Annotated in this window: 13 protein-coding genes, 4 tRNA genes and 1 other RNA gene; 15 read left to right on the top strand and 3 right to left on the bottom strand. The window is 29.2% G+C overall.

Annotated features, from left to right (window positions below):
• Positions 1 to 33 precede the first annotated feature (33 nt).
• The 3 genes from B3630_RS00150 (at position 34) to B3630_RS00140 (ending at position 2,891) form a co-directional block, all read left to right on the top strand.
• A tRNA-Ser gene (locus B3630_RS00150) sits at positions 34 to 124 on the top strand.
• Between the two features lie 131 nt (positions 125 to 255).
• Positions 256 to 330: transfer RNA gene (locus B3630_RS00145), tRNA-Arg, on the top strand.
• Positions 331 to 602: 272 nt separating this feature from the next.
• The gene (locus tag B3630_RS00140) at positions 603 to 2,891 is read left to right on the top strand and encodes a methyl-accepting chemotaxis protein (RefSeq protein WP_346894434.1); all 2,289 of its coding nucleotides are present in this window, start codon (positions 603 to 605) and stop codon (positions 2,889 to 2,891) included.
• Between the two features lie 18 nt (positions 2,892 to 2,909).
• On the opposite strand, the gene B3630_RS00135 is transcribed toward B3630_RS00140, so the two are convergent.
• Together B3630_RS00135 and B3630_RS00130 are read right to left on the bottom strand one after the other, a co-directional pair.
• Positions 2,910 to 3,797: a phosphatidylserine decarboxylase gene (locus tag B3630_RS00135; RefSeq protein WP_346894432.1), complete on the bottom strand. Its 888-nt coding sequence runs from the start codon at positions 3,795 to 3,797 to the stop codon at positions 2,910 to 2,912.
• A gap of 127 nt (positions 3,798 to 3,924) precedes the next feature.
• Positions 3,925 to 5,313: a pyruvate carboxylase subunit B gene (locus B3630_RS00130; RefSeq protein ID WP_346894430.1), complete on the bottom strand. Its 1,389-nt coding sequence runs from the start codon at positions 5,311 to 5,313 to the stop codon at positions 3,925 to 3,927.
• A 297-nt stretch (positions 5,314 to 5,610) separates the two neighbouring features.
• Between B3630_RS00130 and B3630_RS00125 the strand changes: the two genes are divergently transcribed.
• From B3630_RS00125 to lgt, 4 genes are all read left to right on the top strand, one after another.
• A tRNA-Arg gene (locus B3630_RS00125) sits at positions 5,611 to 5,687 on the top strand.
• 59 nt (positions 5,688 to 5,746) lie between these two features.
• On the top strand, positions 5,747 to 6,199 hold the full coding sequence (tadA, locus tag B3630_RS00120; RefSeq protein WP_346894428.1) for a tRNA adenosine(34) deaminase TadA: 453 nt from the start codon (positions 5,747 to 5,749) through the stop codon (positions 6,197 to 6,199).
• Between the two features lie 2 nt (positions 6,200 to 6,201).
• The gene (locus B3630_RS00115) at positions 6,202 to 6,426 is read left to right on the top strand and encodes a (2Fe-2S)-binding protein (protein WP_346894426.1); all 225 of its coding nucleotides are present in this window, start codon (positions 6,202 to 6,204) and stop codon (positions 6,424 to 6,426) included.
• Positions 6,427 to 6,475: 49 nt separating this feature from the next.
• Positions 6,476 to 7,252, top strand: a complete 777-nt coding sequence (lgt, locus tag B3630_RS00110) for a prolipoprotein diacylglyceryl transferase (RefSeq protein ID WP_346894424.1) — start codon at positions 6,476 to 6,478, stop codon at positions 7,250 to 7,252.
• 81 nt (positions 7,253 to 7,333) lie between these two features.
• Here the strand turns inward: lgt and B3630_RS00105 are convergent, their stop codons facing one another.
• Entirely contained in the window at positions 7,334 to 8,029 is a 696-nt protein-coding gene (locus tag B3630_RS00105; protein WP_349680460.1) for a TIGR00266 family protein, read from the bottom strand.
• Positions 8,030 to 8,202: 173 nt separating this feature from the next.
• Between B3630_RS00105 and B3630_RS00100 the strand changes: the two genes are divergently transcribed.
• The 8 genes from B3630_RS00100 (at position 8,203) to B3630_RS00065 (ending at position 14,179) form a co-directional block, all read left to right on the top strand.
• Positions 8,203 to 8,292, top strand: a tRNA-Ser gene (locus B3630_RS00100).
• A gap of 2 nt (positions 8,293 to 8,294) precedes the next feature.
• An RNA gene (gene ffs, locus B3630_RS00095) (signal recognition particle sRNA large type) lies at positions 8,295 to 8,560 on the top strand.
• Positions 8,561 to 8,849: 289 nt separating this feature from the next.
• Positions 8,850 to 10,484 (top strand): DNA polymerase III subunit gamma/tau, encoded by a 1,635-nt coding sequence (gene dnaX / locus B3630_RS00090; RefSeq protein ID WP_346894420.1) that lies wholly within the window; start codon positions 8,850 to 8,852, stop codon positions 10,482 to 10,484.
• A 90-nt stretch (positions 10,485 to 10,574) separates the two neighbouring features.
• Positions 10,575 to 10,913 (top strand): YbaB/EbfC family nucleoid-associated protein, encoded by a 339-nt coding sequence (locus B3630_RS00085; RefSeq protein WP_346894418.1) that lies wholly within the window; start codon positions 10,575 to 10,577, stop codon positions 10,911 to 10,913.
• A gap of 14 nt (positions 10,914 to 10,927) precedes the next feature.
• Positions 10,928 to 11,524, top strand: coding sequence for a recombination mediator RecR (recR, locus tag B3630_RS00080; protein WP_346894416.1), 597 nt, complete (start codon positions 10,928 to 10,930; stop codon positions 11,522 to 11,524).
• Between the two features lie 140 nt (positions 11,525 to 11,664).
• On the top strand, positions 11,665 to 11,946 hold the full coding sequence (locus tag B3630_RS00075) for a DUF2508 family protein (protein ID WP_167402969.1): 282 nt from the start codon (positions 11,665 to 11,667) through the stop codon (positions 11,944 to 11,946).
• Between the two features lie 106 nt (positions 11,947 to 12,052).
• Complete coding sequence (locus B3630_RS00070) at positions 12,053 to 12,313, top strand: pro-sigmaK processing inhibitor BofA family protein (RefSeq protein ID WP_346849257.1); 261 nt, start codon at positions 12,053 to 12,055, stop codon at positions 12,311 to 12,313.
• A gap of 171 nt (positions 12,314 to 12,484) precedes the next feature.
• Complete coding sequence (locus tag B3630_RS00065; protein ID WP_346894414.1) at positions 12,485 to 14,179, top strand: M3 family oligoendopeptidase; 1,695 nt, start codon at positions 12,485 to 12,487, stop codon at positions 14,177 to 14,179.
• The last annotated feature ends 528 nt before the right edge of the window (positions 14,180 to 14,707 follow it).

Genomic DNA, 14,707 nt, shown 5'->3' with positions numbered 1-14,707 from the left:
AATCCCTATCTCTCCGCCATTTTTTTATTTTTTGGAGAAATACTCAAGTGGCTAAAGAGGCGCCCCTGCTAAGGGCGTAGGTCGGGTAACCGTCGCGAGGGTTCAAATCCCTCTTTCTCCGCCAAGATATATTTAAAAATCGGATTCTTAAGAATTCGTTTTTTTGACTCAATAAGGTATAATAGAATCAAAAAATAGTTATTGAAATCATGAGGATTCTATGTTATCATGTAATAGTTATTTAGATAACCTTTTGGGGTGTTAGTTAAATGGATATAACATACGGCTACGGACCGTATATTGCGGGTTCGATTCCTACACACCCTGCCATATTTAGTCATTGCAGTTAATTTGCAATGGCTTTTTTATTTTTATATAAATATATAGGAGGGATATGATAAATTTCGACTTTAAATGCAGAAAAATTCATATATAATAATTACATAATGAGTTTATGTATGTAAATTATTATATAATTTAACTAATTTGATTATAGATAAATATATTTAATGTTAATTACATAATATGTATAATATGTATTTAGTATAGATTTCTACGCACGATAATTACTATATAAATTATTAATATATGGGGGTATATTTATGATTAAAAGAAAGTCTGATAAGACTTTAAAAAAAAGGAAACATAGTTCATTTAATTTAAAAAGTAAATCTCAAAATATAAGCAAAAGTATTAAGAATGCATTTAGTAAAATTGCAATTAGACATAAAAACTCCATTAGTAAAAAAATTAGAACTAGTAACAAAATAGATAAGGATAAAATTAATGATATAAGTAACAATATAAACAGTATAAAATCCACAGCTAAGGTTTATAAAGAAGGAAAATTACAGGTTGAAGGAACTAGTGTTAAAAGAAAAATATTAATTAGTATGATAGGTCTTACAATAGTATCAATGATAATAACTAGTACAATTATGTACATAAACTCTTCAAAGACGATTTCAAGTCAAAGTACAGAAAATATGGAGGGTATAACTACATCATCTATACAAACTATATCTGTTATGATGGATAAAGTTACCAATGAAGCTTTTGCTCTATCAAATTCTAAGGATAATCTTAATGTCTTATTAAATTATGCTCAGAAAAAAAATAGTAAAGAAGATGTTAAAAATGTAAATGAAGGCTTTAAGGCATATATATCTGGTAATAAACATGTAGACAGAATATCATTAGTTAGCCCAGAAGGTGATATAGTAGCTGATAGTGAAGAATCCTTAGTTGGAGCTAATGAAGTTGATAATTCTTATCACAGTACTAGTTCTAGCGGGGGTAAGTGGATAAGTAATACAATTAAATCCGTTGCTGGTGATAAAGGAGTTTTAGTATTTACGTATCCTGTATTAGATGAAGCTAACTATAGTAAATGTGTAGGATATATAGCATTACATGTTTATGCTGAGAGTTTTTCTACCTATATTGAAAATATAAAAATTGGACAGATAGAAAATAGTTATGCATATCTAATTGATGAAAAAGGAAACATAATATATCATCCAAACAAAGAAAAAATTGGGCAAACAATAGATATCCCTGAAATAAAGAATATAGTAGATAAGGCTATGAAGGGAAGCAATGTAGAAGTTGGATCTGTAGAGTATAAGATAAATGGGAATAAAGTAATGTCATCTTATGGATTAGTCCCTAGGACAAATTGGATTATGGTTATAGATGCGAATAGTAATGAAATAAGAAAACCGGTAATAACAATGGTTAAACAAATAGCATTAGTAGCATTAGCTATAGTTATTATAGGTTCTATTATAATAATGGTAATGGCAAATGTAATTATAAATCCTATAGTGACTGTTGCCGCTTTGGTTAATAAAACAGCTAAGTTAGATTTAACCAATGATAATTTAGCTATAATTAAGTCTAAGGATGAAATAGGTCTTATATATAGATCTATTATAAATATGCGAGAAGTATTAAGGGAAGTTGTTGGAGATATTGCAGCAACTACTGAAGTATTAACTAATAATGCTAATATAGTAGAAGAATCTACAGAGTCATTAAAAATTAAAGCAGATGAAACATTATTTGAAACTGAAAGTGTATCATCTGGTATAGAAGAAACATCAGCAACTTCTCAAGAAATTGCTGCATCTTCTACTGAAATGATTAAGAGTGTACAGAATATAGCTAGTGAAGCATTAGAAGGATATGAAATAACTAAGGATATTCTTAAGAGAGCTCAGGGCATAAAAGCTAGTGCTATAGAATCTAAAGAAAAATCAAATGATATTTATAATAGTGTAAAAAGTGAGTTGGAAGTTGCTATAACAAGTTCTAAGGAAGTTAAGCAGATTGATAAGTTAGCTGATTCTATACTTAAGATAACTCAACAAACTAATTTATTAGCTTTAAATGCTGCAATAGAAGCTGCTCGTGCAGGAGAAGCAGGAAGAGGGTTCTCTGTAGTTGCAGATGAAGTTAGAAAGTTAGCTGAAGAATCTGGTAAAACAGCAGCAGATATACAAAGAATAGTTAAAATAGTAAATAAATCTGTAGAAGAATTAGCTCTTAGTGCTGGGCGCATGAGCAATTTCATAGAACAACAAGTAATTAATGATTATGATAAAAATATAGAGCAAGGCGTTTTATACGAAAAAGATGCAGATCAATTCAATAACTTTATGAATGAGTTTAGTAGTGAAGCTGCAGTACTAAATCAAGCTATAGAAGGAATTGTTACTGCCATAGATGAAGTATCAGTAACTGTTACAGAGGGAGCTATGGGAGTATCATCTATATCATCTAAAACTATGGATATAGTAGGAAATATTGAGAGTATAAAAAATACTGCCATAGAAAACAAGGAGAATGCAGATAAATTAAATGATACTACACTTAAGTTTAGATTGTAAAAAAATAGGAGTAAGAATTTAAATTCTTACTCCTATTTTTTCTCCCATATATACAGATGTTTCTACTCCTAAATTGCTTTGATAACATATATCTTCATCTAATTTTAATATATTTTCTTTTAGTATAACTATAACTGTTGAGCCACCAAACTTAAAATACCCTTTTTCATCTCCACGGTTAATTTTGGATGATGAATAGTAGGTTTGAATAATAGATCCAACAAAGGTAGCTCCTACTTCTATATAGATAACATCATCAAAATTATCACTTTTTAGTATACTATACTCTCTTTTATTTTCTGAGAAAACTTTACTTATATTTTCAAGAGCTACGGGATTAACTGAGTAGTATTTACCCTTTATAAATGTAGATTTAGAGCAAATTCCAGAATCAACAAAGTGAAATCTGTGATAATCAGTTGGACATAATCTAAATATTAAACAAGTACCATTAGAATAATTCTTACTTAATTCTTCATTTTGTAATAACTCATTAAGGGTATATTTAAATCCTTTAACTGTAAAGCTAGAATTTTCATCAATTTTTTCTATAGCTAAGAGTTTACCGTCACAGGGGGAAATAAATGATTTTTCATCTTTACAGATATTACGACTGTGTTTTGAAAGTTTTCTATAAAAAAAGTCATTAAAGGATCTATACTCATCTATATTTTTTTCGTATTCATTTATATCTATGTTGAACTTATCTACAAAGGATTGTATATATTTTTTACTAAATTTACTATCGCAACCCATTCCATAGAGCTTACTTAAGAATTTTCGACTTGCAATTTCTGGTAGAAAGGTTTTAGCCACTGGTTTACTGTACATAAAATTAAGTATATCTCCACCAGCTACATTTTCTTCACAATAGGTCTTATTTTTTCTATCATAGTATTTTATCATAGTATCAACTCCAGATTTATCTTAAATTTAACATAATGATATTATAACAGAAAATATACTAGGCATATAAAGATATCTCCAATTAAGATACAATAATGTATATTAATTGGAGATATTTAAATAATTTTTATATTACTTCACTATTAGTAAGCTTCCTCATATCATCGTTAGATGGTTTTTCACTTCTCTTTTTAAAGAACTCTTCCGCTATTTGTGGGAAGGCTAAGTAAGAAAGAATATCTTCTTCACTAGTTGTTATATTTTTCAGTTCTTCTTTTGTCTTTTGGAACGCTGGTTCTAAAGTATCGGCATATCTTCCTTCAATAGGAGTATCATTTCCAAGAGCTTTTTTAAGAACTTCTTCATTTATTTTCCCAGGAGCTTTACCATATTCTCCTCTGCAATAAGCTTTAACCTCTTTAAGAACCATTTTATATCTTTCACCAGTTAATACATTAACTGTAGCTTGAGTTCCAACCATTTGGCTCATTGGAGTAACAAGTGGAGGGAATCCTAAGTCTTCTCTTACTTTAGGAACTTCTGCAAGAACTGCATCAAGTTTATCAATAGAATTTTGAGCTTTAAGTTGAGAAATCATATTAGATAACATTCCTCCAGGTATTTGGTTTGTAAGTCCTTCAGGCTGAGGAGTTAATACCTTTGGATCTAGTAATCCAGCTTCTAAAACTTTTGATCTAACTGGTTTAAAGAAATTATTAATTTGAGTTAAGGTACCTATATTAAGACCTGTTTCAAATCCAGCAGTTTCTAGTGCATGATGCATAGATTCTGTTGGAGGTTGAGCTGTACCACTAGAGAATGAAGAAATTGCACAGTCAATTCCATCTACACCAGCTTCTGCAGCTTTAAAGTAAGACATTTCAGCAATACCATTTGTGCTGTGAGAGTGTAAAAATACTGGAATTTTAACAGTTTCCTTTATACTCTTAACTATGTCATATGCTATAGAAGGCATTATAAGGCCAGCCATGTCCTTTATACAAATAGAGTTTGCCCCCATATTTTCAAGTTGTTTTGCTAGTTTAGTATAGTTTTTAACATCATGGATTGGACTTACAGTATAAACTATAGTTCCTTGTGCATGAGCACCTTGCTTTATAGTTTCATTCATAGCAACTTCTATATTAGCAAAGTCATTTAATGCATCAAATATTCTTATTATATCCATACCGTGATAAACAGACATTTTAATAAATTCTCTAACTACGTCATCTGGATAGTGTTTATATCCTAAAATATTTTGTCCTCGTAATAACATTTGAAGAGGGGTTTTGGTAACTATTTTCTTTATGTTCTTTAATCTCTCCCATGGATCCTCATTTAAATATCTTAAGCAAGAGTCAAAGGTTGCTCCACCCCAACACTCTAATGAATAATATCCTGCATCATCTAAATCTTTAAGAATAGGTGCAAAATCTTCAAAAGGAAGTCTTGTTGCAATAAGAGATTGATTTGCATCTCTTAGAACTGTTTCGGTTATGTTAATCTTCTTCATTATAAAATCACCTCTGAATTTTTTGTTGCAAAATCACAATATATTAGTATTTTAACATAGATTTAAATAAAAATCTGCAATAAATCATTTATTTTTCTGACAAATATATAAAGTTAAAAGATTTTTTATATTATGTGCATATAATTATGAAAATAATAAATTTTATAGATATATTATTTTAAATAGTTTATATATGTTGATTAATTAACATTAAGAGAATAGGTTCATAGTAAAAATATAGATATTAATCTATTGACGAAGAATAAATATATTATTATAATAGAGATTAGGTAATATGCGCCCGTAGCTCAGCAGGATAGAGCATCCCCCTCCTAAGGGGAAGGCCGGAGGTTCGACTCCTCTCGTGCGCACCAAAACTTAGTAAGGCTTGCTTTACTAAGTTTTTTTTATATATAATAAAAAGGAGTAAGTTATGGATAATTATTTTTTACAACAAGCAATTATTGAAGCTAAGATTGCAAAGAGTAAAAATGAAGTTCCGGTGGGAGCAATAATAGTAAAAAACAATAAAATAATAGCTACAGGTCATAATATAAAGGAATATACTAATGATCCTACTAACCATGCAGAAATTATTGCAATAAAGAAAGCATCAGAAGCTATAGGGGATTGGAGACTTAATGAATGTGATATGTACGTTACATTAGAACCATGTCCTATGTGTGCTGGTGCTATTGTTCAAAGCAGAATAAAAAGGTTATATATTGGAACCTTTGACCCCAGAGCAGGAGGATGTGGCTCAGTATTTAATATTACTCAAAGTGGAAATTTAAATCATTGGGTTAATATTAAGTGGCTATATAATGAAGAATGTAGTAATTTACTACAAGAGTTTTTCAAGCAAAAGAGAAAGGAGAAACTATAAAGATGGAAGAAGAAGCAAAACAAGAGGCATTAAGACAGGCAGTGCTAGATAAACATACTAAGGTTTGTATTTGTAAAGTTGTATCTAGAGCAGCTATAAAAAAGGCAATAGCTGATGGAGCTAAATCTTTTGAAGACATAAAAAAGGCAACAGGGGCTGGAACAGGAAGTTGTAAGGGAATGAGATGTAAACATACTATAGAAGAATTATTAAAAGAATACAAATAATTAATTATATAGATTATAATAATATAAAAAGGATTAAGGAGGGAAATAGATGAATCCAGTAGCCATAAGTATATTTGGATTAGATGTTATGTGGTACGGAATTGTAATATGCTCAGGTACCATGTTAGCGCTTTTATTAAGTCAATATACTTGTAAATTAAAAGGGATAAATTATGATGATGTATTAACTATATTCTTAATTGCATTTCCAATTTCCATAATTGGTGCAAGACTTTATTATGTATTATTTGAGTTTGGATATTATAAGGATAATTTGATGGATATATTTAATATTAGACAAGGTGGCCTTGCTATTCATGGAGGACTAATTGCAGCAGTAATAGTTGTGTATATATGTACAAAGAGAAAAGGTATAAAGCTTTCACCTGCACTAGACATGGCAGCACCATGTATTATATTAGCCCAAGCCATTGGAAGATGGGGTAATTTCTTTAATCAAGAGGCACATGGTGGACCTGTAACAGAAGCTTTTATAAGTAAGTTTCCAGGGTTCATACAAAGTGGTATGAATATAAATGGAACTTACTATCATCCTACATTTTTATATGAGTCAATTTGGAATTTAGTAGTGTTCTTTATACTATTCTATATGTTACACAAGGTTAAAAAGAATGGAGTTGTATTTTTAACTTATATAGGACTATATTCTATAGGAAGATTTTTCATAGAGGGGCTTAGAACAGACAGCTTAATGATGTTTGGGCTTAGAACAGCTCAAATTGTAAGTATTATAGGAGTACTTATATGGATTGTAGGGCTTATAATAATATACAGAAAGAAGAATAGTACAATTACACATATTTAAAAATTAAACCTTTTAGATAATCAATATTTACAAAAAATATTTTATTATCTAAAAGGTTATTTTTTGGCACTATAAAGATATTTAATCTCTTAAATTAGTGCTACCGGTATTAAGATAAAAAGATAATTTACCTGCTAAATTTTGAAGAGGCATAGTTTGAAGGTAGATTTTTCCAGGGCCTGTTAGTGTTGTTAAAAATAAGCCTTCACCACCAAAGAATATGTTTTTTAGTCCCTTAACCATTTCAATATCAAAATTTACACTTGGTTCAAAAGCAGCTACATGGCCGGTATCTACTTTTATTCTTTCTCCAGGATTTAAGTTAAGCTCTTCAACGTGACCATCAAATTCTAAAAGAACTGTCCCAGGACCGGTTATTCTTTGAAGGATAAAACCCTCGCCACCAAATAAGCCACTAGAGAATCTTTTTTTAAAATGAATATTAAGACTTACAGAACCTTCAGCTGCCATGAAAGCACCTTTTTGACAAATTATAGATTCATTAGGTTGAAGCTCTTTAGCCATTATTCTACCTGGGACAGAACAGGGGAATGCTATTTTCCCTACATTTACTGAGCAAGTAAAGGTATTTAAAAATAAGCTTTCTCCTGATAGAGATCTTCCTATACTTTTAAATAGGCCACCTTTCATGTTAGAGTCCATAATTATATTGTCACTCATCCACCCCATAGCTCCTGATTCAGAGACAATTTTATCTCCACTATTTAGGTAACAGATAGCTACTGGCATGGAACCACCTTTAATTTCATAATTAATCATAAAAAACTACCTCCATTCATATTATTTTATGATAAATATATATATATTATTAATTTAAATTGAAAACATTGTTAGTCTTAATGAAATTATACTACAATTGGAATATATTTTTAAATAAGTTTTACTTGAAAGTAATGATTTAAAATAGTATAATAATTAATACATGATATGGAGAGATGTCCGAGTGGTCGAAGGAGCACGCCTGGAAAGCGTGTATAGGGGCAACTCTATCAGGGGTTCGAATCCCCTTCTCTCCGCCATGTCGTACTAGATGGGGAGTTAGCGGTGCCCTGTAACCTGCAATCCGCTACAGCAGGATTGAATTCCTTGCTGAGGTATCAATTTGTATGGTCTGGCCTATATAAGTGGCGTTGATAACTGGGTCCCACGCAATGGAAACTCATGAACCTCGTCAGGTCTGGAAGGAAGCAGCGATAAGTGAGACCTTCCATGTGCCGTGGATTAACCTGGTTTGAGTTAACTGTATAGGTAACGCATATAAACTGATTATCGAAGCAAGGTGTGCGACTTTATTTTTTATTTAAGATGTTAAAGACATCTTTTTTTTTATCCTTTTTTAAGTAATTAATTTGAAATATAAATTAAATGAGTTAGTCTATATTAAAATATTTTAGAGAAACTAGGTATATATAATTGATTACTTAATATAAGTTGGTAAAGAATATAGAATATAACTATGAGAAGTATTATAATAGATAGGATAAGAATTATTTGTGAGTAAAATAAATAATTAAGAAGTATTGGTAGATATATATATTTATTTATTTAGAAATTTTAATGTAAGGAGTGAGGATACATGGGATATAAAGCACTTTATAGAGAGTGGAGACCTAAATTATTTAGCGACGTAGTTGGACAGCAACATATAACTGTAACGCTTAAAAATGCCATAAAAAGCGATAGGATAGCTCATGCATACTTACTATGCGGAACTAGAGGAACAGGTAAAACTTCAACAGCAAAGATACTTGCAAAAGCAATAAATTGTTTAACCCCTATAGACGGTGAACCATGTAATGAATGTGAAATGTGTAAAAGTATAAACCAAGGTACAGCTATAGATGTAACAGAGTTAGATGCAGCATCTCACAACAGTGTTGATAATATAAGGGATATTATTGATGATGTTCAGTACCCACCACAAGAAGCTAAGTATAAGGTATTTATCATAGATGAGGTTCATATGCTATCCATTGGTGCAGTTAATGCATTTCTTAAGACATTAGAAGAACCACCAAATAGAGTAATTTTTATATTAGCAACTACTGATCCTCAAAAGCTTCCTATAACAATATTATCAAGATGTCAAAGGTTTGATTTTAAGAGAATAAGTAGCGAAAATATATTTTTAAGGTTAAAACAAATAGCCGATTCATTATCAGTAAACATTGAAGAAAGTAGCTTAAGATTATTATCTAGAATGTGTGATGGAGCAATGAGAGATGCTTTATCAATATTAGATCAAGCTATATCAATAAACAATGTAGTTAGATATGAGGATTTAGTAGATATGTTAGGAATAACTACTAATGACAGCATGGTGACTATAGTAGATAATGTGATAAATCGAGATACAGAGGGATGCATAAGAGTAGTAAATAAATTAATCTTGGATGGAAAAGATATTAACTTACTAATTAGAGATTTGATTACTCATATGAGAAATCTATTAATGATAAATGTAAGTAATAATTTAGAAGATGTATTGGATATGTCTATTGAAAACATAGAAAGTATAAAAAATCAAAGCACTAGAATTAGAGTAGAGGAAATCATGAGGTGTATAAGTATACTTCAAGAAGCCGAAGATAGTGCTAAAGGTACAAAGCAGGCTAGAATATATTTAGAACTAGCAATAATAAAAATGTGTAAGATAAAATATGATACCTCTATGGAAACTATATTAGCTAGACTGAATAGATTAGAGGATAAAATTGCATCAGGGAATATTACAGTACAAAATGCAATAAAAGAAGTAAAGAAAATAAGACCAGAAATAAATCCAAGTATAACTAAAGTTAAAACAAGCAAACCAGTGGAGCTTAATAATGAAAATATAGAATTACCAATTACAGCAGGAGAAAGTAAGCTAAATGTTGAAATTATTAGAAAGTCTTTTAAAGATATTCAAAATATCCTTAAGCAAAAAAATAATATGGTAATAGCTACAGCGTTAATGATGGGAAAAGTTCAGAAATTCAAGAATGGAGTTATTACTGTCGGCTTTACAAAGGAATACAATTTTCATAAACAAAGACTTGAAAGAGAAGAATATAGAAAAGTTATAAATGATATATTCTCAGAGGTATTAGATGAAAAGGTTCATGTTATTTATGAAATAGAAAATGATAATATAAATAGGGAAGTTAATAAAGAAAAAATACTATCAGATATATTTCCCGATACATTAGTGGAAATATGTGATGAATAAAATTTAAAGGTTTTAATAAATTGATGGTTACATTATAATATAATATTATATACTAGTTATAATGAAATATATTTTTTAGGAGGTATTACAATGGCAAAAGGCGGATTTCCAGGAATGGGTGGAAATATGAATAATTTAATGAAGCAAGCACAAAAACTACAGAAACAAATGGAGGAAGCTCAGAAAGATTTAGAAAATAAAGAGTTTGAAGCATCTGTTGGTGGTGGAGCTATAACAGTAAGAGTATCTGGAAAAAAAGAATTAAAAGATATAATAATCAAACCAGAAGTAGTTGATCCAGATGATGTAGAAATGTTACAAGATTTAGTTTTAACAGCTGTAAATGAAGCTTTGAAGAAAGCAGAAGAAGAAACTAATTCATCTATGGGAAAACTAACTGGTGGACTTAATATACCAGGAATGTTTTAATAGAGGTGACTAATTTGGATTTTTATCCTATAGCTATAGAAAAACTAATTGAGGAATTTGGAAAGCTGCCGGGTATAGGAAGTAAAACTGCTCAAAGACTTACATTGTATGTTTTAAATCTTCCTAAAGATGAGGTTGAAGAATTTGCTAATGCATTAGTGAAAGCAAGAGGTACAATAAAGTATTGTTCAATATGTGGAAATTTTACTGATAGTGATCCATGTGCTATATGCTCAAATCCTAACAGAGATAAAAGTACAATATGTGTAATTGAGCAACCTAAAGATATAATGACAATTGAAAAGGTCAGAGAATTTAATGGGGTATATCATGTACTTCATGGCACAATATCTCCAATGCAAGGTAGAGGACCAGATGACATAAAGTTAAAAGAATTGATAACTAGAGTAAATAATGATTTAAAGGAAATCATTGTTGCAACAAATCCTAACATAGAAGGTGAAGCAACTGCCATGTATATATCAAAAATATTAAAACCTTTTGGAGTTAAAGTTACAAGAATAGCTCATGGAATTCCAGTAGGTGGAGATTTAGAATATGCAGATGAAGTTACTTTATCTAAAGCTCTAGAAGGTAGAAAAGAAATATAATTGATTTATACAGAAGACTTGTGAGAATAGCGGATATATTTTCACAAGTCTTGTTATTTAATATACTATTCAAATAACAAGTATATATCATCCATTATATGTCAAAAATATATTTAAGTATATATAATGGAGGTATTATTATGAACAGAGATAAAATAATAGAGACTATACTAGCTAAGAATATTTATACACCTGAACAGCGTGAAATAATAAAAGGAATACAGGACTCAATAACGGAAATTGAAGTTGCTAGAAGTTGCTTCGATAATGTTAGTGATAAAAGTTTAATAGATATATCTATATATAAAGAAGATGAAGCTAAAGCTAAATATGTATATTTTCTAAACCAAGCAAAGAAAAGTGGAATAACAGTGGGTGTTGATTGTATGATAGAAGAATTAAATTATTGCAATAAGTGGTAATATAAAGTAAAATAACTAATAAATTTATTAATAGATAAAATTATTTAAGAATTAATCATAAGATTTTATTTTAATAATTACTAAAATAATTTTAATTATAAGGGGGATGAAAATGCCAAACATTATATTTTTTATAATAGCTATAGTTGCAATATTTATAATTGGTAAAATATTTGCATGGCCACTAAAAGTTTTATTAAACTTAATTGTTAACGGAATAGCTGGGGGTATATTATTGTGGTTAATAAATTTAGTAGGTGGAAACTTTGGACTAGTAATACCTATTAATGCAATAACAGCACTTATAGCTGGAATACTTGGTATACCAGGGGTATTATTCTTAATAATATTGAATTATCTTAGATAGGGAAAAAGGAGTGTGGTAAAATAACTTTTTAATAAGTTAGAAGCTACACTCCTTTTTTAAACTAATAGATATAATTTAGAGAATAAATATGTAAATTTAGAAAAAATAAAAAATGTATTTACAGAATATTTTTAAAATGGTAGAATTTATTTATCAAATGGGGGTGTATGTATGGGATTTAATGAATTTAAATATGAAAGACCAAATTATGAAAAAATAAAAGAAAAATTAATGGGTCTAATAGATAAAACAAATGAGAGTAACAACATAATCGAAGTTAAAGAGCTTATTAATGATATTAATGAAATTAGAAATGGAATAGTTACTTTAAGTACTATAGCTAACATAAGATATAGTATAAATACGGAGAATGAGTTTTATAGTAAAGAAAGAGAATATTGGGATGAATATGATCCTCTATATAACGAAATAAACTCAGAATTTTATAAAGTTATTGTAAATAGTAAATTCAGATCAGAATTAGAAAAGGAATTTGGAAAACAATTCTTTAGTATAGCAGAATATAATATAAAATCATTTTCTAAAGAAGTAATAAAGGATTTACAATTAGAAAACAAACTATCATCAGAATATAGTAAACTTATAGCTTCAGCTAAAATTATGTTCGAAGGTGAAGAAAGAAACTTATCTGGATTAACTCCATTTATACTGTCAGAAGATAGAGATATGAGAAGACGTGCTAGTGAAGCTAAGTATAAATTCTTTACAGATAATGAAGCAGAAATAGATAGATTATATGATGAGCTGGTTAAAATTAGAACTACTATAGCATATAAGCTTGGATTTAAAAACTTTGTAGAACTTGGATATGTGAGAATGTTAAGAACTGACTACAATTCAGAAATGGTAAGTAAATTTAGAGATCAAGTAAGAGATTATATAGTACCGATAGCAAATAAACTATATAAAAGACAAGTAGAAAGGTTAGAGTTAGATCAACTTAAATATTATGATGAAAAGTTTGAATTTTTAACTGGAAATGCTAAACCTAAAGGAAATCCGCAATGGATAGTTAATAATGGTAAAAACATGTATTCTGAACTTTCAGCTGAAACTAAAGAATTTTTTGATTTCATGATAGAAAATGACTTAATGGATTTAGTTACTAAAAAGGGCAAGGAAGGTGGTGGATACTGTACTTATATACCAAACTACCAATCACCATTTATATTTTCGAATTTTAATGGTACTTCAGGAGATGTAGATGTATTAACTCATGAAGCTGGTCATGCATTCCAATGTTATAGAAGTAGATGGATTTCTATACCAGAGTGTAACTTCCCAACTTATGAGAGTTGTGAGATTCATTCAATGAGCATGGAATTTTTCACTTGGCCATGGATGAAACTTTTCTTTGAAAATGAAGAAGCTAAATATAAATACTCTCATTTAGGAGATGCTATTAAATTTATTCCGTATGGTGTAACAGTAGATGAATTCCAGCACTTTGTATATGACAATCCAGATGCTACGCCAGATGAAAGGAAAAAGACATGGAGAAATATTGAGAAAAAGTATCTACCTCATAAAAATTATGAAGAATGTGATTTCTTAGAAAGAGGTGGATGGTGGTTCCAACAGGCACACATATTTAATAGTCCATTTTATTATATAGATTATACACTAGCTCAAATATGTGCTCTTCAATTTTGGAAAAAAGATCAAGAAAATCATGAACAAGCATGGGAAGATTATTTAAGATTATGTAATGTTGGAGGTACAATGTCATTTGTAAATCTAGTTAAATATGCTAATTTAATTTCACCATTTGAAGATGGATGCGTAAGCTCAGTAACTGGAGAGATAGATAAATACTTAGGAAGTATAGATGATAAAAATCTTTAATAGTAAGTTAAATGATGTAGTGATGAATATAATCACTACATTATTTTTTATGATAATGTATTTGTTATATAGGTATATTTCTAAAAAAAATTACAGTAGTTAATAAGTATAGAAAGATTTTATAGAGGTAAATATATAAATATTTATATAGGTTACATTTTAAATAGTTGTTTTATTCATGCGAGTTTCAAGGGAATTAGTATTTTGATAATAAAACTAAATACATTATAATAGGTAGCAGTAATAATGATATTGTTGTGTGCTTACCTATAATAAAAATTCAAATTGATATACTATATTTTAAATAAATATTCAAAACAATAGAATATAAACTAATACTTTACCTAGTGTATCAATATTAGGATAAGGTAGCATTTAAATGAAAATAGAAGATATATAAGGATAATTTTATGTAAAAAGAATATTAGGTGGATTTTACAAGAATAAATCATGATAAGATAAGTCTTGTCGCTGAGAGATGCGGCAGAAAACAACAAGAAATTAAGAAAAAAAACTTCTTAAAAAAAT

Origin of the sequence: Clostridium sp. UBA7503, from assembly GCF_002477055.1 — a bacterium.
Classification (GTDB): Bacteria; Bacillota; Clostridia; order Clostridiales; family Clostridiaceae; genus Clostridium_J; species Clostridium_J sulfidigenes.
This window is presented reverse-complemented; position numbering and strand designations above follow the sequence as displayed.

Coding starts and splice junctions, on each gene's coding strand:
- B3630_RS00140 (WP_346894434.1), top strand. CDS start 603: ATGATTAAAAGAAAGTCTGATAAGACTTTAAAAAAAAGGAAACATAGT.
- B3630_RS00135 (WP_346894432.1), bottom strand. CDS start 3,797: ATGATAAAATACTATGATAGAAAAAATAAGACCTATTGTGAAGAAAAT.
- B3630_RS00130 (WP_346894430.1), bottom strand. CDS start 5,313: ATGAAGAAGATTAACATAACCGAAACAGTTCTAAGAGATGCAAATCAA.
- tadA (WP_346894428.1), top strand. CDS start 5,747: ATGGATAATTATTTTTTACAACAAGCAATTATTGAAGCTAAGATTGCA.
- B3630_RS00115 (WP_346894426.1), top strand. CDS start 6,202: ATGGAAGAAGAAGCAAAACAAGAGGCATTAAGACAGGCAGTGCTAGAT.
- lgt (WP_346894424.1), top strand. CDS start 6,476: ATGAATCCAGTAGCCATAAGTATATTTGGATTAGATGTTATGTGGTAC.
- dnaX (WP_346894420.1), top strand. CDS start 8,850: ATGGGATATAAAGCACTTTATAGAGAGTGGAGACCTAAATTATTTAGC.
- B3630_RS00085 (WP_346894418.1), top strand. CDS start 10,575: ATGGCAAAAGGCGGATTTCCAGGAATGGGTGGAAATATGAATAATTTA.
- B3630_RS00075 (WP_167402969.1), top strand. CDS start 11,665: ATGAACAGAGATAAAATAATAGAGACTATACTAGCTAAGAATATTTAT.
- B3630_RS00070 (WP_346849257.1), top strand. CDS start 12,053: ATGAAAATGCCAAACATTATATTTTTTATAATAGCTATAGTTGCAATA.
- B3630_RS00065 (WP_346894414.1), top strand. CDS start 12,485: ATGGGATTTAATGAATTTAAATATGAAAGACCAAATTATGAAAAAATA.